The sequence below is a fragment of the Streptomyces sp. NBC_01077 genome, from assembly GCF_045162855.1.
Taxonomy (GTDB): domain Bacteria; phylum Actinomycetota; class Actinomycetes; order Streptomycetales; family Streptomycetaceae; genus Streptomyces.
In genome coordinates, this window is sequence record NZ_CP108669.1 from 3,358,713 (window position 1) to 3,383,461 (window position 24,749).

A 24,749-nucleotide genomic window follows, 5' to 3' on the forward strand; every position below is an offset into this window, starting at 1 on the left:
AGGTGTTCCCTCTCCCCGACGCCGGGGAGAGGGAACACCGGCGGGCACGTCAGACGAGACGGGCCAGCAGCTCCGCGAAGAGCTCGGGGCGGCTGAAGTAGCCGACGTGCGAGGTGTCCAGGGTGTGCACCTCGAAGGGGTTGTCCGGGGTCAGCTCGTCCGCCTTGCGGATCATGTAGTCCTGCACCGCCGGGGTGATGCTCGCGTCCCCGGAGAGGCGGACATACGTGTGCGGGACCCGGCCCCAGCGCTCGGCCGTGACCAGTGCCCCCGGCTCCAGCACCCCGTGGTTCTCGTCCGGGTCCAGGGTGTCGAGCAGCGCTCCGAACGTGCGGTCGCCGGAGTCGGCCATGACGGCGGCCTTCAGCTCGGCGAACACGGCGGGATCGGCGTGGGCGGCCCGCCAGTTCAGCCGGACCACACCCGGATCGCCGGCCTCGCCCGTGAGCGGCACGGCGATCCGTGCCACCGCCGCGTCCAGCAGGTTCTCGTCGACCACGTCCCACGCCTCGGTGAGCATCGCCGGGTCGGCGAGACAGAACGCGGAGAGGTAGACCACCCGGTCCACCAGCTCCGGCACGGCGTCGGCGACGGCACTGATCGTCAGACCGCCGAGACTGTTGCCGACCAGCACGACCGGCCCTCGCGGGGCCAGCCGTCGCAGGACGTCCGTCACGTGCAGGACGTTGTCCTGCAGGGTGACGCCGCTCATCGGGGACGGGGCTGCCGCCAGCGCCGTCAGGTCCTGCGGCTGCCGGTAGTAGGCGGCGGGCCCTTCGGCCCGGTCGCCGTGCCCGGGCAGGTCGACGGCGTACGAGCGGTGTCCGAGCAGGGCCAGCTCGTTCTGCAACGGGCCCCAGGCCCGTGCGTTGCTGGAGCCGCCGTGGACACATACGAACGTGGGGCGCGAGTGTGCGCGCATGGTGGGATTCCTCGTCATCTTGAGGCGAACGGTGGAAGCGGGTCCGGGTGCCGGGCGCATGCCGGCACCGCGGTCAGCACCCCGAACGGGTGCGGATCGCCTGCCAGTTGTGGATGACGCAACACATGCGAACGACCCTAACAGAACGGAGCGTCTCGCGAGCGGGCGATGGCCCCGCCCCCGGCCCACAAGGACCCGGACCGCCCCATTCACCCCAAGGGCCCCGGACCGCCGCGCACGACCCGGACGCGCCTCCGGCCCACGGGGCCCGGACTCCGCCCCACGCGGCCCCGGACCTCGCCTACAGGGCTCCGGAGCCGGCCCCGCCCGGTGCGCTCTGGCGCCAGCCCGCGAAGAGCGGCACCTCTCCCGTGGTGTCCATGACGACCACGCCGAAAGGCCGGTCGAAGGCGATCCGTTCCACCACCTTGTGGCGGGGCGGAGCCGCGCTGCGGGTCATCGTCACCTGGGTGACGGCGGCCGCCTCGACGCCCTCCTCGGCCACCTCGACCACCGCCTCCTGCACCACCTTGGAGATGAAGAGGCCGGCCGCGGACAGGCCCGCGAAGTCGGCGCCGGGGCGCAGCGCCCGGGTGATGCCGAGCGCCGCCAGGTGGGCGTCGGCCTCGGTCCTCGTACGGAGGGTGAAGCGGGGCAGCGTGAGGTCGGCCGAGTCGGCGGTGAGCCGCTTGCGCGCCGCGGGCCCCGCCCAGGCGACGGGCAGCACCTCGGCCGGCCCGGCGCCCACCGGTCCGAGCACGAACCGCACGCGGGCGGCTGCCTCGTCCCCGGCGCACGGCAGCTCGACGACGGTGACCCCCTCCACGTACCAGACCCAGGCGGCCGGGATCCGCTGCCGCATGGTCGGCACCGGCCGGGTCTCTCCGTATCCGTCGGTGAAGGGCTCGTCGCGGGTGAGGTGCCCGGGGAAGGCGGTCAGCCAGGAGGCCTTCAGGGCGAGGGCGTTGACCAGGACCAGGTCCTCGGAGCCGTCCAGACCGAGCGGCAACCGCTGGATCCGCCCGCCGGTCGCCTCCGTCACCCAGGCGTCGAGCTCGTCCTGGGAATCGGGAATCTCGCCGAGGGAGATGTCGTCCGTCGCTCCGAAGACCGAGTCGGGCAGCGCGAGCCAGGCCGCACCGGGCAGCACCCCGAACCCCACGTCGGGCAGCCCGCGCCGGAAGGCGGGGAGCACCGGCATCGTGCTCCACACCCCGGTCGCCACCACCAGCCCGTCCGTCGCCGCGAGCCACCGCCCGGCACCGGTCACGGCCCCGGCGGCCGCCTCCCCCTCGACCCCGAGCAGCGCCGCCAGCTCCTCACCGGTCCGCCCCCGCGCCCCGGAGGCGACGGCACCGAGCGCCAGCCACAACCCGGCGGGCGAGCACACGAAGTCGTCGTCCCCCAGACAGGGCAACCACCGCACCGCCAGGGCCTGCACCGCGTCCGCCTCGAAGGCGATGGGACCGGGAGTCATATCCTGCCTTTCATGAGCATCGTAAAGATCAACGTCCTGACCGTGCCGGCCGAGCAGCGCGAGGTCCTGGAGCAGCGCTTCGCCTCCCGCGCCGGGGCCGTGGAGGGCTCCGACGGCTTCGAGTGGTTCGAGCTGCTGCGCCCCGTCGAGGGCACCGACCAGTACCTGGTGTACACCCGCTGGCGCAGCGAGGAGGACTTCCAGGCGTGGATGAACGGTTCCATGAAGGCCGCCCACGGCGGCGGTGGCGGCGAGGGCGCCGAGCGCCCGAAGCCCGCCGCGTCCGGCTCCACGCTCTGGTCCTTCGAGGTCGTCCAGCAGGCGTCGCCGAAGAACTGACCCTCCGGCCGGGCACCCGGAGAAACCGAGCTGCGCCCCAGGCCGTGCGCGCCGCACAATGGCGCGCATGACCTGGACCTTCTCCCCCGAGCGCGTCGACACCCCGGACGCCTCCGCCCTGCGCCGCGACTACTACGACGACGTCGCCAGCCGCTACTGGAAGCGCCCCGCGACGAAGGCGGAGATCGACGAGGGCCTGACCAACGACGGGGTCGAGCTGCTGACCCCGCCGACCGGGCAGTTCCTGGTCGCGCGGTACGACGGGAAGGCGGCCGGCTGCGGCGGGGTGCTCCTCCTCGACGAAGAGCGCGCCGAACTCACCCGCGTCTTCCTGCGCCACGCCTTCCGCGGCCTGGGCGGGGCGGGCGCGCTCCTGGGGAACCTGGAGGACGCGGCGCGCGAGCTCGGCGCCCGCCGGATGGTCCTGAACACCCGCCTCGACCTGGTGGAGGCACGCGCCCTGTACACCCGGCACGGGTACGGGGAGATCCCGGCGTACTGCACGGGCCCGTACATGGACATCTGGTACGGCAAGGACCTCTGACCGATCCGCCCCGCGGCCGACGGGGATTCCGGTCAGCGGCTCCAGACGACGACGTCGAAGACGGCGCGCGTGTCGGAGGCGAGGCCGGCCAGTTCCTTGACGGTCAGCCGGGCGAGGCGGCCGTCGTTCGTGCTCGCGCAGACGACCATGCCGGTCTTCAGCTTCATGTCCGTGTCGGTGCCCAGGGTGTCGATGTCCCGCGCGCAGTCCGCGTACGAGGGCGTCTTGTTCGTCGCGTCCTTCCACACCAGGGCCTTGGCGCCCTCCTCGGGGCGCAGCATGTGGTCGCCGAACGGGTAGACGGAGAAGTCGTTCTCCTCGCGGATCTCGGACTCCGTGGGAGGCGCGGAGTCCAGGTCCTTGGAATCCGTGTACGTGATGACCAGGGCGCCCTTCCACTCCTCCATGCCGCCCGGCTTCGCGGCCGGGGTCTGAGGGGCCTCTGTCTCCGGGGGCGCCGAGGCCTCCTGGCTCTGGGTCGACTCCGGGCTCTGCGAGGAGTCCGAGGGGGCGTCGTCGCCGCCCCGGGTCTCCGCTCCGGAGGGTGTGGCCGAGGTCGTCGCCGAGGCCTGCGCCACGGGCGGGGTGGATTTCCCGCCGCTGTTGCTGCTCACCAGGTACGTGCCGACGACGCCGATCACCGCCGCCACCAGCGTGGCTCCCGCACCGATCCAGGCCCCTCGGTGCGAGGACGTACGCGCCACGACGATCGGCGCCGGAGCGCCGTACCCGCCTCCGTACCCGTCGTATCCGCCGTTCGCCGGACCGGCCGGCGGGAGTCCCGGAGGTGCGGGCCAGCCCTGGCGTGGCTCTTCGCTGTTCATCCTGCGCGATCCCCCTGCGATGTGATCTTGGAGGGGACAGCGTACTGAGGGTTCTGAGTGACGGTCATACAGGCTTCGCAGCCCCGGAGTCAGGCGTGATGGTCGCCGGGCGGCTCCGGGTCGCGGGGGCGTTCCCCGTCCGATCCGCTGAGTTCTGCGGTCAGTTCCTCCACGAGTTTCACCAGGTCGGTGGGCCGGTCCGGTCCCCACCAGTCGCCGAGGAGCTCGGCGAGCGACTCCTCGCGGGCCGCGGCGAGCCGGGTCGCCACCTGGACGCCCTCCTCGGTGAGGAACAGCTGGACCCCCTCCCGGGTGGCCAGGAGCCGTTCCTCCACCTGCCGGGCGGCCTCGGTGATCACCCCGAGCGGCACGGGCACATGCTCGGCGAGCCCGGCGGGTTCGACCGTGCCGTGGCGGCGGATACGGAGCAGCAGCCAGCTCGAAGCGGGCAGCAGGTCGAGCCCGGCGCGGGCGGTGATCTTCTCGTATATCGCCTTGCGGCCCGCGCGGGAGCCGAGGACGGACAGGGCGCGGGCGCATTCGTCGTACGAGGAGCGTTCGACGGGGTTGGAGGCGAGCGTCTGGCTGGTGTCGGGCGCGGTGACCGACGCCCGCAGCTTGTCCTCCTTGAGGAACCAGGCGACGACGAAGGCCACGAGGACGACGGGTGCCGCGTACAGGAAGACGTCCGTGATGGAGGTGGCGTACGCGTGCAGGACGGAGGGGCGCAGGTCGGCCGGGAGTTCGGCGACGGTGCGCGGGTCGGCGGCGACCTGCTCGGGGCCGACGCCGGGCGGGATCGCCTGGCCGGAGGCGGCCGCGTCGGCGAACACGGCGTCGAGCTTGTGGGTGAGCCGGGTGGTGAAGATCGTGCCGAAGACGGCGACGCCGAAGGAGGCTCCGATGGAGCGGAAGAAGGTGGCTCCGGAGGTGGCGACGCCGAGGTCCTCGTACGCGACGGCGTTCTGCACGACCAGGACGAGGACCTGCATGACGAGGCCGAGTCCGGCGCCGAAGACGAAGAAGTAGACGCTCATCTCCCAGGTGGAGCTGGTCTCCGTCAGCTCGTTGAGCAGGAGCAGTCCGAGGCAGGTGACGGCGGTGCCGGCGATCGGGAAGACCTTCCAGCGACCGGTACGGGAGACGATCTGGCCCGATGCCGTCGACGTGATCAGCATGCCGGCGACCATCGGCAACATGTGCACGCCGGACATGGTCGGGGTGACGCCCTGCACGACCTGCAGGAACGTCGGCAGATAGGTCATCGCGCCGAACATCGCGAAGCCGACGACGAAGCTGATGACCGCGACCAGGCTGAACGTCCGGATCCTGAACAGCTTGAGCGGCAGCACGGGTTCGGCGGCCCGCCGCTCGACGTACACGAACCACACCAGGAGTACGGCTCCGAGGACGGCGAGCCCGATGATCTGCGCCGACCCCCACGCCCAGGTGGTGCCGCCCAGCGAGGCCACGAGGACCAGACAGGTGGCGACCGAGGCGATGAGGAAGGTGCCGAGATAGTCGATGGTGTGCCGGGTGGAGCGCGCCGGAATGTGCAGCACGGCGGCGATCACGAAGAGGGCGACGATGCCGATCGGCAGGTTGATGTAGAACACCCAGCGCCAGGAGAGCTGCTCGGTGAAGACCCCGCCGAGCAGCGGGCCGAGGACGCTGGTGGCGCCGAAGACGGCGCCGAAGAGCCCCTGGTACTTGCCGCGCTCCCGGGGGGACACCAGGTCGCCGACGATCGCCATCGACAGCACCATGAGACCGCCGCCGCCGAGGCCCTGGATCGCGCGGAAGCCGATGAGCTGCGGCATGTTCTGGGCGATGCCGCAGAGGGCGGAGCCGATGAGGAAGAGGACGATCGCCGTCTGGAAGAGCTTCTTGCGCCCGTACTGGTCGCCGAGCTTGCCCCACAGCGGGGTGGCCGCCGTGGCCGCCAGCATGTAGGCGGTGACCACCCAGGACAGGTGCTCCATGCCGCCGAGCTCGCTGACGATGGTCGGCAGGGCGGTGGAGACGATGGTCTGGTCGAGGGCGGCGAGCAGCATGCCGAGCAGCAGCGCGCCGATCGCGACGAGAACGGTCCGGTGGTTCTGCCCCTCCCCGGGCACGGGGGCGCCGCCGAGCTCGGAGGGGCTGACTTCCTGGGCCATGGGCGTCTCCTCGGGGCGTCACGTCGGGCGTCCCGCCGGACGGCCCATGGGACGGCCCCTCCATCCTGGTCCGAATGTCCCGATATGGCCTGCGGAGGGGCACGTCTGTTCGCCCGCAGGGAGGAGGTGGGCTGCATAATCGCCAGCAGTTGTCTCGGGGAGGGGACCCATCATGACCGGACACGTCTGTCCTGAATGCGGTGTGGAGAGACCTGGCTGCGCCTGCGCCCGGGCGGAACTGGCGGCGGCCGAGGACTTCGATCCGCTGCGGATCAGGCCGTACGTGACGCTGGACGCGACGGAGGGCGGTGCGGACGGCGGGGCGGGGGGCCCCGGCTCGTACGACGCGGGGCGCGCTGGCGCGTACAGCGTGGACAGCCCTGACTCGTACGGCGCGGGGAGTCCCGGCTCGCACGGCGCGGGGAGTCCCGGCTCGCACGGCGCGCACGCAGACGACCCGCCGACGGCACCGCTGGCGGCGATCCGGCTGGACGGGGGGCCGGGCGACGGCGGTCCGGGCGGGGCGCCGCACGGGGGTCCGAGTGGAGGCCAGGGCGGGGCGCCGTACGAGGGCCCGAGTGGAGGCCAGGGCGGGGCACCGTACGAGGGCCCGGGCGGGGATGCCGTCTCGTACGCGGCGGAGGCCTTTCCGGCCCAGCCGCACCCGGGGGGCGACCCCTCCGAGACCATGCCGCTCCTGCTGCGCGGCGTCGGCGACATCCCCCCGCCGCCCGGCCACGATCGCGGGCAGGGGCGGGGGCGCCGGCGCGGCGTGATGATCGCGGCGGTGGCCGCCGTCGCCGTGGCGGGCACCGCGGCCCTGGCGGCGGCCGTACTCGGCGGCGGGGACGAGCCCGACGACCGGGCGGCCGTACCCGAGGTGACCACGAGCGCGTCCCTGAACCTCGCCGTGTCGGAGGCTCCGTCCCCTTCCTCGGAGAGCCCGGAGCCGACCTCGTCCTCCCCGACTCCGCGCGAGACGTCCTCGGCCCCCTCGGTCACTCCCTCGCCGACCGGTACGACCGCGTCGCCGAGCGCCTCGGCGAGCACGACCGGCGTGGCGGCACCCCCGGCCGCCTCCTCCTCGTCGGCACCGGCCACCTCATCGCCGCCGACGACGAAGCCCTCGACGACGCCTCCCCCGACGGAGTCGCCGGGGGAGGGCGAGGAGGAGGCGCAGACACTCAGCGTCGGCTCCAGCGGGCACGAGGTACGGGAGCTCCAACGGCGGCTGACCGACGTGGGGGTCTACGACGGTCACGTCAACGGCCGGTACGACGACGAGGTCTGGGAAGCGGTCTCGCTCTACCAGTCGTACATGTACATCCAGGGCGACCCCGACGGCGTGTACGGACCGAACACCCGCGAGGTGCTGGAGCGGTACACCCCTCACATCTGAGTCCCGACGGGTCCAGCGGGTCGCGGCGGGGCCGGCGGGTCGCGGCGGGTCGCGGCGGATCCAGCGAGTCGCGGCGGGTCCCGGAATGCGGACCGGTTGGCCAAGACGGCCCTCGGTTTTGTATCGTAGAAAAACAAAGTGGCCCCGCCCGCAATCCCTGACCGGTGGGCGGGACCGCTTCGTTCTCCGTACCACCCCCTCTGGAGACCCGATGCCTGCCACCACCCCGGCAACGCTCACCGCCCGCGCCCTCCTCCTCGACATGGACGGCACCCTCGTCAACTCGGATGCCGTCGTCGAGCGCTGCTGGCGACGCTGGGCGGAGCGGCAGGGCCTCGACGGGGAAGCGGTACTCAAGGTGGTCCACGGCCGCCAGGGGTACGCGACGATGGCCGTCCTCCTCCCGGACCGCCCGATGGACGAGAACTACGCCGACAACCGGGTCATGCTCGCCGAGGAGACCGCCGACCTCGACGGCGTCGTGCCCGTCCCCGGCGCCCCCGCCTTCATGGCCGCGCTCGCGGAGCTGCCGCACGCCCTGGTGACCTCGGCGGACGAGGCCCTCGCGCAGGCGAGGATGGGCGCAGCGGCGCTCCCGATGCCGGAGACGCGGGTCACCGCCGAGGGCGTCGGAGCCAGCAAGCCGGACCCCGAGGGCTTCCTGAAGGGCGCTGCCGAGCTGGGCTTCGCCCCGGCGGACTGCATCGTCTTCGAGGACTCCGAGGCCGGCATCCAGGCGGGCCGTGCGGCCGGCATGCGGATCGTGGGCGTCGGCCCGCGCGCGGCGGCCTTCGCGCCGGACGTACACATCGCCGACCTCACCCGCCTGCGGGTCGAGCCGACGGCCGACGGCGGCATCGCGCTCACCGTCCTCCCGTAGGACCGCCACCGCTCAGGACACCCACCACTCCGTACGACGAGACCCCGGACCGGAAACGGCCCGGGGTCTCGTCGTATCCCCAAGCACCGTTTCGCGGGGTTCGCCCCACCCCCGTGGCGCCGGGCGGAACCTGGCGCTCCATCAGAACACGTCACACCCCTTGATGTGACGTGTTCATGTCGCCACCCTGTTACCTGGCGCACCCCCCACCGAAACCTGGCGCCGCCACGATGACCGGGCCATCGCCCGGCACCCCCACGGGGACGGCACCCGCCAAGGTCCCCCACCTCAAGGGAGTTCCCATGCCCGTCGGCAACGTCTACGCGCGTCGACTCGCCGTACTCGCCACCTCCGCCGCCCTCACCGTCACCGGCCTCCTCGCCACGGCCCCGGCCGCCCAGGCCGCCATGCCGACCCCGGTCAGCGCCGCCACCGCCCGCACGTACCTGGCCTCCCTCACCGTGAAGGCGGAAGGTTCCTCCTCGGGCTACAGCCGGGACCTGTTCCCGCACTGGATCACCCAGTCCGGCGCCTGCAACACCCGCGAGACCGTCCTCAAGCGGGACGGCGTGAACGTCGTGACGGACTCCAGCTGTGCCTCCGTCAGCGGCAGTTGGTACTCCGAGTACGACGGCGCCACCTGGACCGTCGCCTCCGACCTCGACATCGACCACATGGTCCCGCTCGCCGAGGCCTGGCGCTCGGGCGCCAACGCGTGGACCACCTCGCAGCGCCAGTCCTTCGCGAACGACCTGACCCGGCCGCAGCTGATAGCCGTGACGGACAACGTCAACCAGTCGAAGGGTGACCAGGACCCGGCGGAGTGGCTGCCCTCGCGGACCTCGTACCGCTGCACGTACGCCCGCGCATGGGTCCACGTGAAGTACTACTGGAACCTCAGCGTCGACTCCGCCGAGAAGAGCGCCCTCCAGTCCGTCCTCAACGGCTGCTGACCGCTCCACCACTGACATCGCGTCAACAACGGCCGCCGGGAAGTGAACCTCACCACACACTTCCCGGTGGCCTAATGTTGAACTTGCAAGTACTACTGAGGGGTGCCTAACCTTACGGCCTCATCGGTTTCCGTCCCCCACTCCCCGTCCACCCCACGGACGAGGCCAGGCCGAAGGAGTCCCCCCATGAACACCCTGAACACCCCGAGCAGTCAGAACGATCAGAGCGCCGCGAAGAGCCCCGGTGGCGCGAGCACCCTCGCCGGCCGCCTCGACCAGGCCCAGCCGTACGCGCTCGGCCTCTTCCGCGTGGTGATCGGCCTGCTCTTCGCCTGCCACGGCGCCGCCTCGCTCTTCGGAGTCCTCGGCGGCTCCGCCGGCGGCGGCACGATCCCCGCCGGCACCTGGCCGGGCTGGTACGCGGCCGTGATCCAGCTCGGCGCGGGCGGCCTGGTCCTGTTCGGCCTGGGCACCCGCAGCGCCGCGTTCCTCGCCTCGGGCTCGATGGCGTACGCGTACTTCAAGGTCCACCAGCCGGAGTCCCTCTTCCCGCTGCAGAACGGCGGCGAGTCCGCGGCCCTGTTCTGCTGGGCCTTCGCGCTGCTCGTGTTCACCGGCCCGGGCGCGCTGGCGCTCGACGGGCTCTTCCGCAGCCGGGTCGGCGCGGGCTCCACGACGCGCAGGACGAACGAGGACCGCGAGGAGCAGGGCGCCCCGGTCACGGCCTGAGCCATGACGCCGACGGCCTGAGGCGGCCCGAGCCACCTCAGCCTCCTCGGTCGCCGTACAGGAGAGGGCCGGAATACGCAGCACGCGTTCCGGCCCTTTCCCGTTCCCCCACCGCCCGGAACCGGCCCCTCACGCCAGGCACTTTCCCGCAAAGCCGCACACGTTCGCACGGGTTCCGGCGGACGGCGGCGGATGCCGTACGACCCTCATGCGGATCGCGTGGGGGGCGTCGGTCCGGGCTCCGGTCGGGCGCCGGTCAGGGCTCCGCTCGGGCGCGGGTCAGGGCTCCGGCACCCACCCGGCGGACGGCCCCCCGCCCCCGCGTAGGCTCTGCCCCTGTGAATCTGCTCGACAGCCTGGGCTCGCTGCGGTCGCTCACCGCCGGTCCATGGATCTACCCGGTGGTGGCGACGTCGATCCTGCTCGACGTCTTCCTGCCCGTGCTGCCGAGCGGCTTCCTGGTGATCACGGCCGCCACGGCGGCGGCGTCGGCCACCGCGGCCACCCCCGACGTACCGTCCCTCCTCCCCCTGCTCCTCTGCGCGGCCACGGCCTCGGTCCTCGGCGACTTCCTGGCGTACCGGCTGGCGCTACGAGGTGGCGCCAGGCTCGACCGGACGATCGCCCGGTCCAGGCGTCTGTCCATGGCGCAGGAACGTCTCGGCACCGCGCTGGCACGGGGCGGCGGGCTGCTCGTGGTCATCGCGCGCTTCGCCCCCGCCGGCCGCTCGGTGGTCTCGCTCGGCGCGGGCGCGGCGAAGCGGCGCGTCGAGGAGTTCCTGCCGTGGTCGGCTCTGGCGGGCGTGACCTGGGCCTCGTACAGCGTGGGGCTCGGCTGGCTGGGCGGTCAGTGGCTGGGCGCGACCTGGTTCAGCGCGGGGGTGTCGACCCTCGCACTCTTCCTGGCGGGCGGGCTCGCCGCCTATCTCATACGGCGTCCGGCTGCGGCTCCCGCGCCTGCGTCCTGACGGCGGGGTGCGCCCCTCGTACCTCCAGGCCGTCGAGAAGTCTCGCGGTCGCGTCGGCGATATCGTCCACGGCCCGCTCGAAGACCTCGCGGTTGTGGGCGGCGGGGGCGCGGAACCCGGAGACCTTGCGGACGTACTGCAGGGCGGCGGCGCGGATGTCGTCCACGGTCGCCTCCTCGGGCAGCGCGGGCGGTCGGAGCGTCTTGATGCTGCGGCACATGCCTCCAGTGTGGCGCGCCCCACTGACAACCGCCTTCAGGCCCCGAGGCCCCGCCGGCTACGCGCGTTGATCTCGGCGGCTCGGGCACGCAGCTCACGCAGAGGGGTGGCGAGCTGGACGTCGGCGGGCTCGGCCTCCCACTCGACGCCACCGTGAACGGCCCGGAGCAGAAAGCGCCCGGAGACGCTCTCCACGTAGAAGCCGACCCGCCCGCTGGCTGCGTCACGGACGAGGTCACCGACCTCGGGCAGTGGCTGCATGCATCCCCTCCGTCCCGATTCCTGAAGCCTGGGGAGAACCAGAGAAGCCCTCCGCCCGCGCCCTGTCAACGTATCTCTAGAGATGTCCCCCGATGGATGGATCGACCGGGCGGGACGGCGTACACGTGTGCACCCTGGCCGCGGGGTGCGCCGTAGGGTGTCCCGCAAATGAAGGGAGTGGTCCACCCGTGACTGACCAGGACAGCGCTCGTCGGCCCAAGTACCAGCGCATCGCCGACGAGTTGAGAACCGCGATCCAGTCAGGCGCCTTCGCGCCGGGTGACCGGCTCCCCGGCGAGAACGACCTCATGACGACCTACGCCGTGGCCCGGATGACGGCCCGCCAGGCCCTCTCCGTGCTGCGCACCGAGGGCCTCGCCGAGGCCCGCAAGGGTGCCGGGGTCTTCGTCCGCGTCTTCCGCCCGCTGCGCCGCCGGGGCATCCCGCGACTGTCCGGCGAGCAGTGGGGCAACGGGCGTTCGGTCTGGTCGGCGGACGTGGAGGACCGGGACCTGGTCGTCGACCAGATCGAGGTGGGCGAGACGGAGGCCGGAGCGCGGATCGCGGGAGCGCTGAACCTGGCGCCGGGCGCTCCCGTGTGCGTCCGCAGCCGCCGCTTCGTCCTCGACGCCAAGCCGGTGCTGCTCTCGGTCTCGTACCTCCCGGCGGAGCTGGTCCGCGGTACGCCGATCACCGAGCCGGACACGGGGCCGGGCGGGACCTACGCCCGGCTCACCGAGCTGGGCCACCGGCCGGTGCGGTTCCGCGAGGAGATCCGCTGCCGGATGCCGACGGCGGACGAGTCCGACCGGCTGGCCCTGGAGTTCGGGACGCCGGTGGTCCTCATCGGGCGTACGGCGTTCACCGGGCCGGGGATGGCGGTGGAGCTCAACGAGATGACGCTGGACTCGTCGTCGTACGTCCTGGAGTACGACTTCGACGCGTGACGTCGAACCGCCGCCCGGGATCGGCGTGGGCGATGTCCCCCGCGTACGCCTCGGCGGCCAGCGCGACGGCGTCCTCGGGCGTCACGGCCGACCCCACATGGGTCAGGACGAGTCGCCCGGCACCGGCCTGGGCCGCACTCCGGCCGGCCTGCGCGGCCGAGTGGTGCCCGGGTACTTCGCCGTCCGCCTCGCAGACGAACAGGTCGCAGTCACGGGTGAGTTCGACGAGGGAGGGGCAGGGCTCGCAGTCCCCGGAGTAGACGAGGGAACGCCCCTCCTCGTCCTCCACGCGCAGCGCGAAGGCGGGGAGCCCGTGCTCGACGGCCCGTGACGTCAGGGTCAGCCCCCCGACGCGGGCGACGTGCCCGTCGCACAACTCCTCGACGGCAAAAGCGCTTTCGACGGGGCTGCGCGCGCTCCCGTTGGTGAGGAACCCGGCGAGCCGATCGGCGATGCCGACGGGCCCGAACAGAGGCACGGGCAAGGACGGCTCAAGCCCCGAGTACAACAAGGCGTAATAGAAGGTAAGCAGGTCGGCGGAGTGATCGGCATGCAGATGGGAGATCCACACGGCGTCGACGTCACCGACGGCCACGTACCGCTGGAGCTCGGCGAGGGTGCCGCTGCCGGCGTCGACCCAGACGCGCACGCCGCCGCCCTCGACGAGATGGCCGGAGCAGGGGTTGCCCGGCCGGGCGAAGGGGGTGGCGGAGCCGAGGACCGTGATCCGCAAGGACGCGTCGAACATGAGCCAAGATTAAATTACCCCCGCGCCAACTCACGCAAAGTTGTGCGGACGGGGTGAAGGGCGTGCGTATTCTGTGTGCTCGCCGGCGCCCATCGGCGGGCTTCCGGCAGAAACTGAGGGACATTCATGCTTCGCGCACGCACGTTCGCGGCCGTGACCGCGGCCGCCGCCTCCGGCATCCTGCTGCTGCCCACGCAGGCGCAGGCCGCCGGCTCGGTCCACCTGTACAAGATCTACTACGACAGCCCCGGCACGGACCGCCGCTCGAACGCGAGCCTCAACGGCGAGTACGTGCAGATACGCAACACGACCGGCGCGGCGGTCAACCTGCGGGGCTGGACGCTGACGGACGCGGCGAACCACAAGTACACGTTCGGCAACTTCGTCCTCGGCAAGGGCAAGATCGTGACGGTCCGCACGGGCCGCGGCACGAACACGGCCGCGAACATCTACCAGAACCGCGGCGCGTACGTCTGGAACAACGACCGCGACACCGCGACCCTGAAGAAGTCGAACGGCGCGCGGATCGACACGTGCGCGTACAACTCGACGCGGGTCGACTACAAGTGGTGCTGACGCGGCACCGCACGTGAACAAAGGACGGGCCCCGGGAAACCCCCGGGGCCTTGCCCGTCCACCACTCCTCGAACTCCTACCCCTCCTTAGGCTCGGGCTCCCGGGCGGCCGGAATCCCGTGCTGCTGGACATCGGCGTTGACCTGCCCGCCGAGGGTCATCACGTTCAGGGTCGCGGAGTTCTCGCTGGCGATGGCCTTCTCGACCCGGGCGACGAGCGTCGAGAACGCCTCCCGCTTCGGCAGGTTGTGGTACGGCCCGACCTTGGCCTCGAAGTAGACGCGCTCGTGCCCGAGCAGCTGCTCGGTGGACCGGTAGTTCTTCCACTGCTCGCGGTACCGGTACACGCTCTCCAACGACACGGCGGCGACGACCACCACACTGAGCACGGTGGCGGTGACCCGGGCGAAGACCAGATCAAGATTCACGAACACGGGCACGAGAGCGCCACCGACGACGGAGACGGTCCGCATCCGCAGATGCATCGCCTTCATCCGGGTCGCCTTGACGTCGTACCAGCCCTGGTACTGCGAGAGCCTCGTCTCGATGTACCGCTGCGGCGTCATCTCGCCGCCCTGCGCCCCGGGTTCGGGCGCGTCCCCCACCTCAGCCATGCCGCGAGTACACCGGCCCTGCCAGGTCCCCGTCAACTCTTCACCCATTCCCCCACAGCCCACCACAAGGTACGTTCAACCCACCTTCGACCACAGATACTTCAGGGAGGAACCATGGCGCAGCACCACCTCACCCACCCGGCCACCGCCACCAAGGTCGGCATCACCCTCGGCATCCTCGCCGCCGCCCTGATGGCCCTGGCGGGCCACACGACCACCGGCACCACCACGGCCAGCGAACGCGAAACGGGCACGGTCAAGGTGGAAGCCGCCGCGGGCGACAAGAAGGTCGAAGTGATCAAGGCCTGAGACGGCCCCCAAACAGAAAGGACCCCTCGCCGACGACCGGCGAGGGGCCTTCTCTGTTCTGGTGGGCGGGGACGGTTTCGAACCACCGACATCTACTTCGTATGTTCGCCCGGGGCGCAGCTCTGGTGCCATCCCCTCAACCCAGGCACCCACGGGAGACCGCCCGGAGCCGCGCGCGTCCACCCCGGATGCATGCCACCCCCCTCCGGCGGAGGATGGAACTGTGCACCATCACCGAGGTGAGCCATGGACGCATACGACGTAGACGTGTACGTACCGGGTGGCGACCACATGGCGGAACTCGAAGAGCTGGTCGACTGGTTGCGCCGTGAACCGGAATTGAGGGGCGGGGTGGACCTGTTGACCGGTGCCGTCGGGGCCGAGGACCTGGGAGCGCTTCCCGAGATGATCACGGTGGCGGTGGGCGGTGCCGGGGTGTTGCCGGTCCTGTTGCAGTCGATCCAGACATGGCTGTCCCTCCGCTCCCGAAGCCACGTACGTGTCGTGATCAAGGAGAGGGGAGGCCGGAAAGTGGAAATCGAGTCCGCCCGCCCGCAGGACGTCGAGTCGATCTTGCGTGCGCTGGGGAACCACTGACCCCCTAGGCCGGCCATGAGACTTCCAGACCCGACGAGATCCAGGGCCATTCTCATCGGAGTGAGTAACTACCGTGACAAGAGGTTGCCCGATCAGTTGCAGGTCAGATCGAATGTGTTCGACCTTCATGGCGCCCTGACAGACCCGGATTACGGAATCATCTCCCCCGATCACTGTTCCACCTTCCTGAACCCAACGGACCCGGCATATGTCGGCGCAGGCCTGAACATGGCCGCGGAAGCTGCCGAGGACCTGCTCCTCCTCTACTACAGCGGCCATGGACTCATCGCGACCCGGCGGCATGAGCTGTTCCTCTCAATGGCCAAAACGGAGTTGGACTCCATCCCTTCGAGCGCCATTCCCTTCGAGCTCGTCAGGGACGTGTTCCTGACGAGTCACGCCAGAAACCGGGTGGTGATCCTCGACTGTTGCTTCTCGGGCCGAGCGATCGGCGAAACACTCTCGTCGTCGTCCGACGACTCCGTGGCTCTGCACCAGGTCCCCGTGAGCGGCGCCTACACCATCACCGCTACCTCCGGAAACGCCGTGGCCAAGAGTGGAGACGGTCGCCGGAACACCGTCTTCACGGGGTCTCTACTGAGCGTCATGAATTACGGCATCCTGGGAGAAGAGCCGCTGCTCAGCTTCGGTCGGGTATACCGGGAGCTGGCCCGCCTGGCCAAGGAGCAAGGCGAGCCTGCACCGCAATCCTCGGGCACGGACACGGCCGCCGAAACACTCGCACTGGTACCGAACCGGGCACATTCGCGCTACCGCGCGCGGACCAGCGAGTTGAACCTCTCCGAGGTTCCGGCGAAGCGCGCACCCGAGGATGAGGAAACTTCATCCGACCCGGGTTCCCCGACGCTCAATTGCTATGTTCGAGTGCGCGAAGAGAATGGTTGGGCGGTTGTTGAGATCAATGGAGAAATTGATGTATACACCGCATACAAGGTAAGGAATGAGTTTGTCCATCTGGTGCGCAGAAGGCCTGATGGAGTCGTCCTCGACCTGTCGATGACGGATTTTATCGATTCGACGGGGTTCGGGGTCATTGTTGGATTGCTAAAGCGCTGCCGCGCGCATAACATCTCACTCCGGCTCGCGATCGATACCGAGCGCATAGCCAAGCAATTTCGCATGACAGGCCTGGTGAAAGTATTTCCGATCTACGGGTCCGTGGCGGAAGCATGCTTCCGGGCGAAGCTCCCCGAGCACCTTGAAGGCGCCATCCCCGTAAAGACCTCGCAAGTGCGGCTCCCCGTACAGGCTTACACGCCCCAGGATCTCCGCGCCGTGGTGCGATGGATAGCCAGCGACGACAAGGCGAGGTCGGACGAGGACATGCTGCGGGAGATGATCCGAGTGCTGGGTTTCTCCAGGGCCGGCCCCCGCATCCGTTCCTCGCTGGAACAGGCCATAGCCGACGAACGCGTCGTCGCGGTCCTGGCTACCGTGAGGGTGTCTGACCAGGAATCCAGCGACTAGCAGGGCACACGGCCACCCTTCGTACCTCAGGGGTACTGCTTGCCCTGGTTCTTCACGGACAAGGGCCGGCCGCCGCCATGAGCCCCGCCGAACCGCCCGGCCCCCGTTGATGTCCATCGTGGAGGTCAGGGGTCGGCTATGGGGCATAGAAAACCCCTCAACCATGATCAGTTGGGGGATTTTCCCTGGTGGGCGCGGACGGTTTCGAACCGCCGACATCTGCTTTGTAAGTTCGATCCAAGCCCCTGCGGCAGCCGGCGCGGCGGCCGGACAGGGGCGCTGGTGTACGCCCTCGTCCAGCGTCGTTGATGTCAGCCGTGGATGTCAGACACCTTCGCGGTCGTTGTCACGCAGCTAGACGCGCACGATTGCGACGGGAGACAGGCACCTCGCGGTCAGTGACGGCTTTCCATCCAGAGGATCAGAACAGTAACCACTCCGCTGCCGGCCTGGTAGGCGGCGCCTCGGAGAGCCTCGTTGTTGAGATCCTGGAGGCTCACGGTCCAGAGTCGCCGGGTCCACGCTCGGAGGTTCGTAGATGTCCGGTCGGTGCGAGGTTTACCATCTTTCATGTGCTTCCCTTCTTTCCTTTTGGGTGATGGATGGGTTGCCGCATAGGAGCCCCCTCGGCCAGTGGCGTAGGAACCGTTGCCGGGATGGGGCTCCTCTTGCATGGGACCTGAGTTCAGATCCCGTGAGCTGCCAATATTGTGCCATCTGGGGCGAGTTGTCGCCGGAACGGGTCGAAGCCGCGCTCTAGCGCCGACAGACGTTCGATGCGTTTCTCGGGCACCTGTTCAGGCAGGTCAGGGTGGGGCCAACTGGGCCGGAGGAACGCTTCGACGCAGGGCTTATTCGGCCGGAGGAGGGCTTCGAACGTGGGTGATGCTGATGCCATTCGGCCGGAGAACACTGACCTTCTCCAGCCAGTGAGCGGGGATGATCTGGTCGGTGTCGACGTCCGTGTGGCGCAACCGCTCGATCCTTGGCATCGAGTGATGGAGTGACGCGAGAGGCGTCGAGGAGCCGGAGGTCAGTCCGCGCGGAACCTACACGGGCCTCGATCGGGTAGGCGAAGCTCTGGACACCTACGCGCAGTTGGAGCCATACCCTTGGGATGCTGTCACACCTGGTTCGGGCACTCCCGCCCCGAAGTGACTTGAGTGGCCGCTCGACCTTCGGGCCCGGGTCGCTCTGCGCTGCTGCGAGGCCCTTCGGCGTGCGTGAACATCCGCCACAGGCCGCCTGCGTTGACGCACAGACAGATACTTGCGGTGCGTATCACTTCTGATCCGTAGCTCCAGCCGGATCGGTCAGCGGGGGTCATACCGGCCGCTCCGAGGCCCTGGAGAGGGGCTATCGGACGGGGGCGGTTGCTGGGGTTGCGGTACCTGGCTGCTGTACCGCAGGATCCCCGCGGAGGTGACCATGGAACGGCACTTGCTGGAGAAGCTGTTGGCCGGTGGCGACGAGGCGTCCATGGGTGCTCTGGCCGCCCTCCGCAGCGGCGCCACCTACAACGCGTGGGATACGACGCATCCCTCAGAGCAACATGCCGGGGTCTTCGCACGCCGACTTCAGCGCATGCGGCTGCACGGCGTCGAACCTCTTGGGCTGGAACGAATGGTGCAGCTCCTCCGCGCGCATGGCCGACCGGTGCGCGGAGGGCTGATCGATACTGCCGATCAGAAGTGGACCTTCCTGTGCTACTTCACCGAGGACGGCAGCACGCTTGTGGCCTGCGCCCGCCTGCAGCGGTGGGTCGAGCGATCACCGCTTTAGGAGTTCGGTCGGGCGGGCCGTCCGGGGGGCCTGCTTGGGTCTCCGACCATGCCACTGCCGGCCGCCCGACACCGCCCACGTCCGGGCTCGTCGATGTCAGCCCTAGATGTCAGCCGCGCGAGCCGGCAACCCCCGTCATCGCTTCTTCCGGAGCTTCCGCATCTTCGCTTCGGCTTCCTTCTTCTTCCGCTGCTCCACCCCGTACGCGGACCACGGTCCCTGATGCTTTGCACACCGCGAGCTCCCGATGACCGCCTTGCTCCGACACCGGCCGCCGCTCTGCGTGGGAGCTCCGCACTTCGACTGCGTCATCCTGTCCCCTCTCCAGCGCCCACCGTGGGCATCCCTCGCACGGTGCCCACAACTTCGGCTCACGGCGAGGGCGCAGAGGGGTGGCGATGGAAGCACAGGCTGGCGCTCCTGTCGCGCGCAGCGGGCAGGGCTGCCTAGAACGCTCGGAACATCGCGGGATCCCACCCCTGCGGAAGAGCGTTCGCCATGAAGACGTAGACAGGCCCAAAGGATGTCTCCGTCTGACGTTTGAACTGGTGCATCCGGGCGAAGGCGCGCTCGACCACCCGGCGCACCTTGCCCAGTCCGGAGCCGTGGACGACACCGCGTCGGGCGATCACGGGCAGTGTGGTTTCGTCCCGCGGTGGCGACAGCGCCCTGGCCGAAGGCGAGCCTGCCTGGAACGGTTCTTAGTCGGCTATGGTTTGCGACCATGGCTATGCAGGGGGACTTAGATCGGGGTCGCTACGTCCTTGACCGTGACCCGATTGCGTCGGGCGGAATGGGGACCGTGTGGCGTGGCTATGACCGAAAACTGAAGCGTGCTGTCGCCGTGAAAGAGCTTCGGTTTGCCGAGGGGTTGAGCGAGTCTGAGCGTGCCCGGCAGTGGGCGCGGGTGATGGTCGAGGCGCGGGCCGCTGCTCGTCTGGACCACCCGGGGATCGTACCGGTGTACGACGTGATCGAGGATGACGGTCGTCCGTGGATCGTCATGCGCCTGGTGCCTGGGCGGTCTCTGGCGCAGGAGGTAGATGCGTCGGGGGCATTGAGTCCGCAGCGAACGGCCGAGATCGGACTGGAGATCCTCGCGGCGCTGGAAGCCGCCCACGCCGAAGGCATCTTGCACCGGGATGTGAAGCCACAGAACGTGCTCTTGGAGGCTGAGGGCAAGGCAGTGCTGACCGACTTCGGAATCGCTTCCGTCACGGGTACCACGCAGCCCTTGACCGCGACCGGAATGTTGGTGGGCACTGTGGGCTACGTTGCCCCAGAGCGGTTGTCAGGATCCGAGGTGGGTCCCAAGGCGGATCTGTGGTCGCTCGGCGCAACGTTGTACTTCACGGTCGAGGGGCGCCCGGCATACAACGCCGACGATGTCGTTGCCATGATCGCCGCGGTCGCAACCCGTGACCCCGAGCCGATGCGCCGGGCCGGTGCGCTCGCGCCCGCCATCGCGGGGTTGCTGATCCGAGACGTCGACACACGCTGGGACACGGCGGCGGCCAAGGCGTACCTGCAAGCGGTCGTCGCTGGCAGCCCGGACCTCGACACGATGGCACTTCTTCCACCGAGTCCGGAGGCGCCGACCGTGCCGGCCCCGCGCTTTTCCTGGAACCAGGGTCTCCCAGCACCCACGCCCGAAGCCGGCGACGCCCCCGCTCGCCCGCTCCGCCCACGCGGACTGACGTGGCTGGCAGCCTCCGCGGCAGCCGTGGTGCTCGTCGCCGGAGGGATAGCCATAGGTATGCGGCTGACCGGTGGAGATGGCGAGGCCGCGTCGAAGCCCCCGGAGGTCAACAGATTCACAGCGGCTCCGAAGATCTGCCAGTCAGGCCTCATGAGCACGGATCAGGTCGGCAAACTGGTGTCGCAGCCACGGGCGAGCGGCGGGCCGATCAACACCGTGGCGGTGAACCAGTGCGAGTTCAAGAGCGACGCCGACGGAGACAGTCTGCTCGTGGAAGTCATGATGCATGGCAGTGTCAAGTCGGCCACCGACCTGTTCGAGGAACCCGACGGTCCCATTGGCAGGTATCGCTATGAGACTGGTCATACAAGCCCCGCGCTTGGGGATCAGGCGGACGCCGTAGGGACATCCGAGACCGTGGTGGCCCTCGTCCGGATCAGCAACCTCACGATCGAAATCCGCCATGAGGGCAGCGGCAGCGTGGGATTCGTGATGCCCTTCGTGCGCCAGGTCGTGGCAGCGGCGGAAGCCGAGGCCCAGCCAGCCACATAGCGTGCGACCTTACTTAAGAGGAACCTCGTAGACGATCTCGCACAGGGCGGCGGGCACGACGATGTCCGCCGTCTCAACGGGCCGCCCCTGGTCGCTGTAGTACGTCCAGCGGATGTGCGTGACGAGAGCGGCCTTCTGGATCCCGAGAAGCGACGCCTCCTCGGCAGTCGCCTGCCGCGGCTCCGGCTGCTCGACGGCATGGCTGACCGTGATGCCGATCTCGGCCATCCGGTTCACGACGCCGGCCCCTGCGTGAGGCCCGCCCTCGGGAAGGACGACGAGGGTCCCGCCGGTGAGGTCGTACGGCTCCCAGCTCGTCGACAACTGCACGGGCCGCCCGTCGGCGAGGAACTCGTACACGGTCCGGACGCACAGCTCGCCCTCACCGATCCCGAGCCGTATAGCGATCTCCGCCGGCGCGGGCACCTTGGCATCGGTCCGGCTCTCCCAGCCGACATTCCGTCCCACGGCCTTCATGTCGGCCCGGAACGGCGACCCGTCGGGCTGCTCGCGCGCCGCGGACCGAACCATCCGCACCCGTTGCCGAGGCTCGGCCACGTAGGTCCCGGACCCGGCTCGCCTGGCTGACAGCACCGAAGCCCTGCAACTCGGCCGGTCGGCGGACCTTGTGTCGCACGCTCTGGAGGTTCTCGGAGACAAAGTGACCGAGCTGGAGGTTCGACAACTGACGCTGGATCGGAACACCTGTGAAGGCGTCGTCGAGGGCCCTCATCTGCCGACGGCAGCCCGACCGTCCCCGTTGATGTCAAAAGTAGATGCAAAAGGCCCCCAGCCATGATCGGCTGGGGGCCTTTTCCCTGGTGGGCGCGGACGGTTTCGAACCGCCGACATCTGCTTTGTAAGAGCAGCGCTCTACCCCTGAGCTACGCACCCGTGGAAGAGGCAACAGCCTACATGGCGCACGGGTGGGTGCTGCAAACGGATACCTCTGGTGGGGGGGTAGCCCCACCCTCGGGACGGTGGGTCGCCGGATCGTGACGTCGGGTGGTGGGGTCGTACGGTCGGGGGACTGTCCGCGTTTCTGGTGGGGGTTTCCGCGTCATGGCTGGTGTGAGTCGTCCGTTCCGGGTGTTGCTCCTCTCTGGTGGGGTCCTGCTCGCCTCTCTCGCGCTCGCCGGGTGCGGCACCACCGATGTCGAGGAGGCGCCCGTGGAGCGGAAGGCGTTCGCGTTCGACGGGGACGCGCTCACCGTCGACTCCGACAACTCCGAGCTGGTGATCACCCCCGCCGACATCGACGACGTGCGCGTCGAGCGGCAGGTCGACGGGTGGGTGTTCATGGGGTCGGGTCCCGATGCCGTCTGGAAGCTGGTCGACGGGAAGCTGACCCTCAGGGTCGACTGCGACGGCATCGCCTCCAACTGTGGAGGCGTCCACAGGATCCAGGTGCCCCGCGATGTCGCCGTCACCGTCGAGAACGACAACGGCCGCGTCACCGCCGAGGGCTTCGCCACCCCGATGAAGGTGCGCTCCGACAACGGAGACGTGTACGTCCGCAAGGCCGGCGGGCCGCTGGACCTGGGCAGCGAGAACGGCGACGTCGTCGTCGAGGCCACCGCGCCCGAGCTCGTCGCCCGGTCCGACAACGGCGACCTGCGGATCACCCTCGGCTCCGTCCCCCGCCGCGTCGACATCGTCACCGACAACGGCGACGTCGACCTCTCCCTCCCGACCGCCGAGTACGAGGTGACCGCCGCCAGCGACAACGGCGACGTCCGCGTCGATGTCCCCCGCCGCGACAAGAGCGAGCACTCCGTGAGCGTCCGCAGCGACAACGGTGATGTCTCCGTCCTCACGGCGAACTGACCGGCCCGTGTGTTCGTCCTTACCGGGTGGGAGAATGAACCGGACCGGGCACGGCGGACACAGCACGGGAGAGGTACGTGGCGGCGAGCGACGCGAGGGGGGCGAGCGGCGTCCGGCGTCGCGACGCGCCAAGCCGGGGAGAGACTCGATCCGGGCAGGGGTCGGAGCGGGCCGGGCAGGGGTCGGAGCGGGCCGGGCGGCTGACGTGGCCGGCCGAGCAAGGGTCCGAGTCGGCCGGGCAGGGGTCCACGTCCGTTGGACCAGGGCCTCGCCAGACTGATCATCGAGCTCGGCGAGGGCCTTCCGGTCTTCGGCTTGCCCTTGTTCTTCCTCTGCTCGTCGGTGCGCTGCTGCCGCACTCCTTCGCCGGTGGCGGCACCCGCCGCTGGTTCGGCGGGCGCGGCGAGAGCCAGCGCGCCGAGGCCCAGGCCGCCAAGGACGCCGCCGCCGCGGCCTTCTACGAGCTCGACACCGCCCAGCGCGGGCTGCGCATCTCCATCGAGACCATCACCGCCGTCGACAGCTCCCCCGAGACGCGCCGCGCCGTCGAGGGCTTCGAGGCCCTCGGGCGCCGGATCGACGAGGTCAGCCACACCTACATCAGCGCCGTCGACGCCCACGACCTCGACCGGGACGAGCTCGACGCGGCGACCGCCGGCCGGGCCCGCACCGAACTGACCCGTGCCAAGGACGAGCTCGACCGGGTGAAGGGCGAGCTCGACCGGTTCGAGGAGGGGCTCGGCCCCCTGCTCGGACGGGCCGAGACCCAGCTCGCCCGGCTCGCCCCGGCCGTCGAGCGTGCCCGGCAGGCCCTGCGCGGCGCGAGCGGCGCCCTCGACTCCGTACGGGAGAGCGGGCTGCGCGCCGACGACCTCGCCGCCCGGCTCGCCGCGCTCGGACCCGAACTCACCCGGCTCAACGAGGGTGCCGGCCGGCACGGCATCCCCGAGACCCTCCAGCGTGCCGACCAGGTGCTGCGCGACGCCGAAGCCGTACGGGCCGAGGCCGAGCGGCTGCCCGCGCGGGCCGCCGAGATCGACCGGCGTCTCGTCTCCCTCCGTACCCGCACCGAGGCGCTCACCACCCGCACCGGGGGCGTCGAGCCGATCCTCTCGGAGCTGCGGCGACGCTTCACCGCTCCCTGCTGGCAGGACCTCCAGCATGTGCCCGAGCAGGCCACCGCCACGCTCCGGCAGGCCGAGGAGCGGCTCGCGGAGGCCGGAAAGGCGCGTGCGGAGCAGCGCTGGCCCGACGCGACGTCGCTGCTGTCCACCGTCCGCGCGCTGCTCGACTCCACCGACGAGGCCGTCTCGGCCGCCGGTGACCGGCTGCGCCGTCTGGACGCCGTCGCCAAGGACCCGAAGGTGGAGATCGACCGCGCGCGGTTCGCGGTACGGGACGCCCAGCGCCTCGCGATGACCGGGCGCAGCACCCCCGACCCGCGCCACGCCCGGCCGCTCGACGAGGCCGTCGCCCGCCTCGACCGGGCGGTCGACACCCTGGAGGGCCGCCACCCGGACTACTGGCACTTCCTGACCGAACTGGAGGGCGTACGGGCCACGGCCGCACACGTCGTCGGCCAGATCAGGGAGGAACGCGGCGCCGGCCACTGAGCCGGACCCGGGCCGGGCCGGAGGCAGAGACCCCGCCGCGGCCCGTTCCCGTCGTACCCGCGACCTGACCCTCCTCGCCCGCAGGCTCTAGCCTGTCCCCATGCCTCGTTACGAATTTCGCTGCCGGACCTGCGGTGACACGTTTGAGCTCAGCCGTCCCATGGCCGAGTCCTCCGATCCGGCCTCCTGCCCCGCCGGGCACGACGACACCGTGAAGCTGCTCTCGGCCGTGGCCGTCGGCGGCTCGGCCGGCGCCGCCCCCGCGCCGAGCGGCGGCGGGGGCGGTGGCTGCTGCGGAGGCGGCTGCTGCGGCTAGCCCCTAGG

Annotated in this window: 24 protein-coding genes, 1 tRNA gene and 4 pseudogenes; 18 read left to right on the forward strand and 11 right to left on the reverse strand. The window is 70.3% G+C overall.

Annotation, left to right across the window (positions count from 1 at the left end; all coding sequences use genetic code 11):
- Positions 1–49: 49 nt before the first annotated feature.
- Together OG462_RS15000 and OG462_RS15005 are read right to left on the reverse strand one after the other, a co-directional pair.
- Entirely contained in the window at positions 50–922 is an 873-nt protein-coding gene (locus tag OG462_RS15000; RefSeq protein WP_406057939.1) for an alpha/beta hydrolase, read from the reverse strand.
- Positions 923–1,223: 301 nt separating this feature from the next.
- Complete coding sequence (locus tag OG462_RS15005) at positions 1,224–2,399, reverse strand: serpin family protein (RefSeq protein WP_406057940.1); 1,176 nt, start codon at positions 2,397–2,399, stop codon at positions 1,224–1,226.
- A 12-nt stretch (positions 2,400–2,411) separates the two neighbouring features.
- Here OG462_RS15005 and OG462_RS15010 point away from each other — a divergent pair, with 12 nt between their 5' ends.
- Both OG462_RS15010 and OG462_RS15015 read left to right on the forward strand, forming a co-directional pair.
- Positions 2,412–2,738, forward strand: coding sequence for an antibiotic biosynthesis monooxygenase family protein (locus tag OG462_RS15010; protein WP_406057941.1), 327 nt, complete (start codon positions 2,412–2,414; stop codon positions 2,736–2,738).
- Between the two features lie 58 nt (positions 2,739–2,796).
- Positions 2,797–3,282, forward strand: coding sequence for a GNAT family N-acetyltransferase (locus tag OG462_RS15015; RefSeq protein WP_406057942.1), 486 nt, complete (start codon positions 2,797–2,799; stop codon positions 3,280–3,282).
- A 32-nt stretch (positions 3,283–3,314) separates the two neighbouring features.
- On the opposite strand, the gene OG462_RS15020 is transcribed toward OG462_RS15015, so the two are convergent.
- The gene (locus tag OG462_RS15020; RefSeq protein ID WP_406057943.1) at positions 3,315–4,106 is read right to left on the reverse strand and encodes a hypothetical protein; all 792 of its coding nucleotides are present in this window, start codon (positions 4,104–4,106) and stop codon (positions 3,315–3,317) included.
- A gap of 89 nt (positions 4,107–4,195) precedes the next feature.
- Positions 4,196–6,265 (reverse strand): DHA2 family efflux MFS transporter permease subunit, encoded by a 2,070-nt coding sequence (locus tag OG462_RS15025; protein ID WP_406057944.1) that lies wholly within the window; start codon positions 6,263–6,265, stop codon positions 4,196–4,198.
- Positions 6,266–6,437: 172 nt separating this feature from the next.
- On the opposite strand from OG462_RS15025, the gene OG462_RS15030 reads away from it, so the two are divergent.
- The 5 genes from OG462_RS15030 to OG462_RS15050 all read left to right on the forward strand — a co-directional run bounded on the left by OG462_RS15030 (position 6,438) and on the right by OG462_RS15050 (position 11,194).
- Positions 6,438–7,664, forward strand: a complete 1,227-nt coding sequence (locus OG462_RS15030) for a peptidoglycan-binding protein (protein ID WP_406057945.1) — start codon at positions 6,438–6,440, stop codon at positions 7,662–7,664.
- Positions 7,665–7,875: 211 nt separating this feature from the next.
- A complete protein-coding gene (locus OG462_RS15035) occupies positions 7,876–8,544 on the forward strand; it encodes an HAD-IA family hydrolase (RefSeq protein WP_406057946.1) in 669 nt (222 codons plus the stop codon).
- Positions 8,545–8,846: 302 nt separating this feature from the next.
- The gene (locus tag OG462_RS15040; RefSeq protein WP_406057947.1) at positions 8,847–9,497 is read left to right on the forward strand and encodes an HNH endonuclease family protein; all 651 of its coding nucleotides are present in this window, start codon (positions 8,847–8,849) and stop codon (positions 9,495–9,497) included.
- A 186-nt stretch (positions 9,498–9,683) separates the two neighbouring features.
- Positions 9,684–10,226 carry a DoxX family protein gene (locus OG462_RS15045; RefSeq protein WP_406057948.1) on the forward strand — a complete coding sequence of 181 codons (543 nt, stop codon included), beginning with the start codon at positions 9,684–9,686 and terminating at the stop codon, positions 10,224–10,226.
- Positions 10,227–10,570: 344 nt separating this feature from the next.
- Positions 10,571–11,194, forward strand: coding sequence for a DedA family protein (locus tag OG462_RS15050; RefSeq protein WP_406066548.1), 624 nt, complete (start codon positions 10,571–10,573; stop codon positions 11,192–11,194).
- On the opposite strand, the gene OG462_RS15055 is transcribed toward OG462_RS15050, so the two are convergent.
- Positions 11,154–11,414 carry a DUF2277 domain-containing protein gene (locus OG462_RS15055; protein WP_406057949.1) on the reverse strand — a complete coding sequence of 87 codons (261 nt, stop codon included), beginning with the start codon at positions 11,412–11,414 and terminating at the stop codon, positions 11,154–11,156. The genes OG462_RS15050 and OG462_RS15055 overlap by 41 nt on opposite strands.
- 35 nt (positions 11,415–11,449) lie before the next feature.
- The gene (locus OG462_RS15060) at positions 11,450–11,674 is read right to left on the reverse strand and encodes a hypothetical protein (protein ID WP_406057950.1); all 225 of its coding nucleotides are present in this window, start codon (positions 11,672–11,674) and stop codon (positions 11,450–11,452) included.
- Between the two features lie 188 nt (positions 11,675–11,862).
- Between OG462_RS15060 and OG462_RS15065 the strand changes: the two genes are divergently transcribed.
- Positions 11,863–12,621 (forward strand): GntR family transcriptional regulator, encoded by a 759-nt coding sequence (locus OG462_RS15065; protein WP_406057951.1) that lies wholly within the window; start codon positions 11,863–11,865, stop codon positions 12,619–12,621.
- Here the strand turns inward: OG462_RS15065 and OG462_RS15070 are convergent.
- On the reverse strand, positions 12,563–13,369 hold the full coding sequence (locus OG462_RS15070; RefSeq protein WP_406057952.1) for an MBL fold metallo-hydrolase: 807 nt from the start codon (positions 13,367–13,369) through the stop codon (positions 12,563–12,565). The genes OG462_RS15065 and OG462_RS15070 overlap by 59 nt on opposite strands.
- A 126-nt stretch (positions 13,370–13,495) precedes the next feature.
- Here OG462_RS15070 and OG462_RS15075 point away from each other — a divergent pair, with 126 nt between their 5' ends.
- Positions 13,496–13,945, forward strand: a complete 450-nt coding sequence (locus tag OG462_RS15075; RefSeq protein WP_406057953.1) for a lamin tail domain-containing protein — start codon at positions 13,496–13,498, stop codon at positions 13,943–13,945.
- Between the two features lie 76 nt (positions 13,946–14,021).
- Here OG462_RS15075 and OG462_RS15080 read toward each other — a convergent pair whose 3' ends face one another.
- Positions 14,022–14,558 carry a DUF4231 domain-containing protein gene (locus tag OG462_RS15080; RefSeq protein ID WP_406057954.1) on the reverse strand — a complete coding sequence of 179 codons (537 nt, stop codon included), beginning with the start codon at positions 14,556–14,558 and terminating at the stop codon, positions 14,022–14,024.
- 114 nt (positions 14,559–14,672) lie between these two features.
- Between OG462_RS15080 and OG462_RS15085 the strand changes: the two genes are divergently transcribed.
- From OG462_RS15085 to OG462_RS15105, 5 genes and pseudogenes are all read left to right on the forward strand, one after another.
- On the forward strand, positions 14,673–14,867 hold the full coding sequence (locus OG462_RS15085) for a hypothetical protein (protein ID WP_406057955.1): 195 nt from the start codon (positions 14,673–14,675) through the stop codon (positions 14,865–14,867).
- 246 nt (positions 14,868–15,113) lie between these two features.
- Positions 15,114–15,464, forward strand: a complete 351-nt coding sequence (locus OG462_RS15090; RefSeq protein WP_406057956.1) for an effector-associated constant component EACC1 — start codon at positions 15,114–15,116, stop codon at positions 15,462–15,464.
- A 15-nt stretch (positions 15,465–15,479) separates the two neighbouring features.
- Positions 15,480–16,166 (forward strand): annotated as a pseudogene (locus OG462_RS15095) (caspase domain-containing protein); the annotation flags it as partial.
- 183 nt (positions 16,167–16,349) lie between these two features.
- Positions 16,350–16,655: pseudogene (locus tag OG462_RS15100) on the forward strand (STAS domain-containing protein); the annotation flags it as partial.
- 1,737 nt (positions 16,656–18,392) lie between these two features.
- Positions 18,393–18,734, forward strand: coding sequence for a hypothetical protein (locus OG462_RS15105; RefSeq protein WP_406057957.1), 342 nt, complete (start codon positions 18,393–18,395; stop codon positions 18,732–18,734).
- Between the two features lie 536 nt (positions 18,735–19,270).
- On the opposite strand, the pseudogene OG462_RS15110 reads toward OG462_RS15105, so the two are convergent.
- Positions 19,271–19,369, reverse strand: a pseudogene (locus tag OG462_RS15110) (IS5/IS1182 family transposase); the annotation flags it as partial.
- Between the two features lie 95 nt (positions 19,370–19,464).
- Between OG462_RS15110 and OG462_RS15115 the strand changes: the two are divergent.
- Positions 19,465–20,985, forward strand: coding sequence for a serine/threonine-protein kinase (locus tag OG462_RS15115; protein WP_406066549.1), 1,521 nt, complete (start codon positions 19,465–19,467; stop codon positions 20,983–20,985).
- Between the two features lie 9 nt (positions 20,986–20,994).
- On the opposite strand, the pseudogene OG462_RS15120 reads toward OG462_RS15115, so the two are convergent.
- Positions 20,995–21,564 (reverse strand): annotated as a pseudogene (locus OG462_RS15120) (GntR family transcriptional regulator); the annotation flags it as partial.
- Between the two features lie 240 nt (positions 21,565–21,804).
- A tRNA-Val gene (locus tag OG462_RS15125) sits at positions 21,805–21,879 on the reverse strand.
- 168 nt (positions 21,880–22,047) lie between these two features.
- Here OG462_RS15125 and OG462_RS15130 point away from each other — a divergent pair.
- The 3 genes from OG462_RS15130 to OG462_RS15140 all read left to right on the forward strand — a co-directional run bounded on the left by OG462_RS15130 (position 22,048) and on the right by OG462_RS15140 (position 24,741).
- The gene (locus OG462_RS15130) at positions 22,048–22,812 is read left to right on the forward strand and encodes a DUF4097 family beta strand repeat-containing protein (RefSeq protein ID WP_406057958.1); all 765 of its coding nucleotides are present in this window, start codon (positions 22,048–22,050) and stop codon (positions 22,810–22,812) included.
- A 332-nt stretch (positions 22,813–23,144) separates the two neighbouring features.
- Positions 23,145–24,425 (forward strand): hypothetical protein, encoded by a 1,281-nt coding sequence (locus OG462_RS15135; protein ID WP_406066551.1) that lies wholly within the window; start codon positions 23,145–23,147, stop codon positions 24,423–24,425.
- A gap of 100 nt (positions 24,426–24,525) precedes the next feature.
- Positions 24,526–24,741 (forward strand): zinc ribbon domain-containing protein, encoded by a 216-nt coding sequence (locus OG462_RS15140; RefSeq protein WP_406057959.1) that lies wholly within the window; start codon positions 24,526–24,528, stop codon positions 24,739–24,741.
- Positions 24,742–24,749 lie beyond the last annotated feature (8 nt).

Excerpts from the sequence above, each read along its gene's own strand:
- OG462_RS15000 (WP_406057939.1), bottom strand. The coding sequence starts at position 922 with ATGCGCGCACACTCGCGCCCCACGTTCGTATGTGTCCACGGCGGCTCC.
- OG462_RS15005 (WP_406057940.1), bottom strand. The coding sequence starts at position 2,399 with ATGACTCCCGGTCCCATCGCCTTCGAGGCGGACGCGGTGCAGGCCCTG.
- OG462_RS15010 (WP_406057941.1), top strand. The coding sequence starts at position 2,412 with ATGAGCATCGTAAAGATCAACGTCCTGACCGTGCCGGCCGAGCAGCGC.
- OG462_RS15015 (WP_406057942.1), top strand. The coding sequence starts at position 2,797 with ATGGCGCGCATGACCTGGACCTTCTCCCCCGAGCGCGTCGACACCCCG.
- OG462_RS15020 (WP_406057943.1), bottom strand. The coding sequence starts at position 4,106 with ATGAACAGCGAAGAGCCACGCCAGGGCTGGCCCGCACCTCCGGGACTC.
- OG462_RS15025 (WP_406057944.1), bottom strand. The coding sequence starts at position 6,265 with ATGGCCCAGGAAGTCAGCCCCTCCGAGCTCGGCGGCGCCCCCGTGCCC.
- OG462_RS15030 (WP_406057945.1), top strand. The coding sequence starts at position 6,438 with ATGACCGGACACGTCTGTCCTGAATGCGGTGTGGAGAGACCTGGCTGC.
- OG462_RS15035 (WP_406057946.1), top strand. The coding sequence starts at position 7,876 with ATGCCTGCCACCACCCCGGCAACGCTCACCGCCCGCGCCCTCCTCCTC.
- OG462_RS15040 (WP_406057947.1), top strand. The coding sequence starts at position 8,847 with ATGCCCGTCGGCAACGTCTACGCGCGTCGACTCGCCGTACTCGCCACC.
- OG462_RS15045 (WP_406057948.1), top strand. The coding sequence starts at position 9,684 with ATGAACACCCTGAACACCCCGAGCAGTCAGAACGATCAGAGCGCCGCG.
- OG462_RS15055 (WP_406057949.1), bottom strand. The coding sequence starts at position 11,414 with ATGTGCCGCAGCATCAAGACGCTCCGACCGCCCGCGCTGCCCGAGGAG.
- OG462_RS15060 (WP_406057950.1), bottom strand. The coding sequence starts at position 11,674 with ATGCAGCCACTGCCCGAGGTCGGTGACCTCGTCCGTGACGCAGCCAGC.
- OG462_RS15070 (WP_406057952.1), bottom strand. The coding sequence starts at position 13,369 with ATGTTCGACGCGTCCTTGCGGATCACGGTCCTCGGCTCCGCCACCCCC.
- OG462_RS15075 (WP_406057953.1), top strand. The coding sequence starts at position 13,496 with ATGCTTCGCGCACGCACGTTCGCGGCCGTGACCGCGGCCGCCGCCTCC.
- OG462_RS15080 (WP_406057954.1), bottom strand. The coding sequence starts at position 14,558 with ATGGCTGAGGTGGGGGACGCGCCCGAACCCGGGGCGCAGGGCGGCGAG.
- OG462_RS15085 (WP_406057955.1), top strand. The coding sequence starts at position 14,673 with ATGGCGCAGCACCACCTCACCCACCCGGCCACCGCCACCAAGGTCGGC.
- OG462_RS15090 (WP_406057956.1), top strand. The coding sequence starts at position 15,114 with ATGGACGCATACGACGTAGACGTGTACGTACCGGGTGGCGACCACATG.
- OG462_RS15115 (WP_406066549.1), top strand. The coding sequence starts at position 19,465 with ATGCAGGGGGACTTAGATCGGGGTCGCTACGTCCTTGACCGTGACCCG.
- OG462_RS15130 (WP_406057958.1), top strand. The coding sequence starts at position 22,048 with ATGGCTGGTGTGAGTCGTCCGTTCCGGGTGTTGCTCCTCTCTGGTGGG.
- OG462_RS15140 (WP_406057959.1), top strand. The coding sequence starts at position 24,526 with ATGCCTCGTTACGAATTTCGCTGCCGGACCTGCGGTGACACGTTTGAG.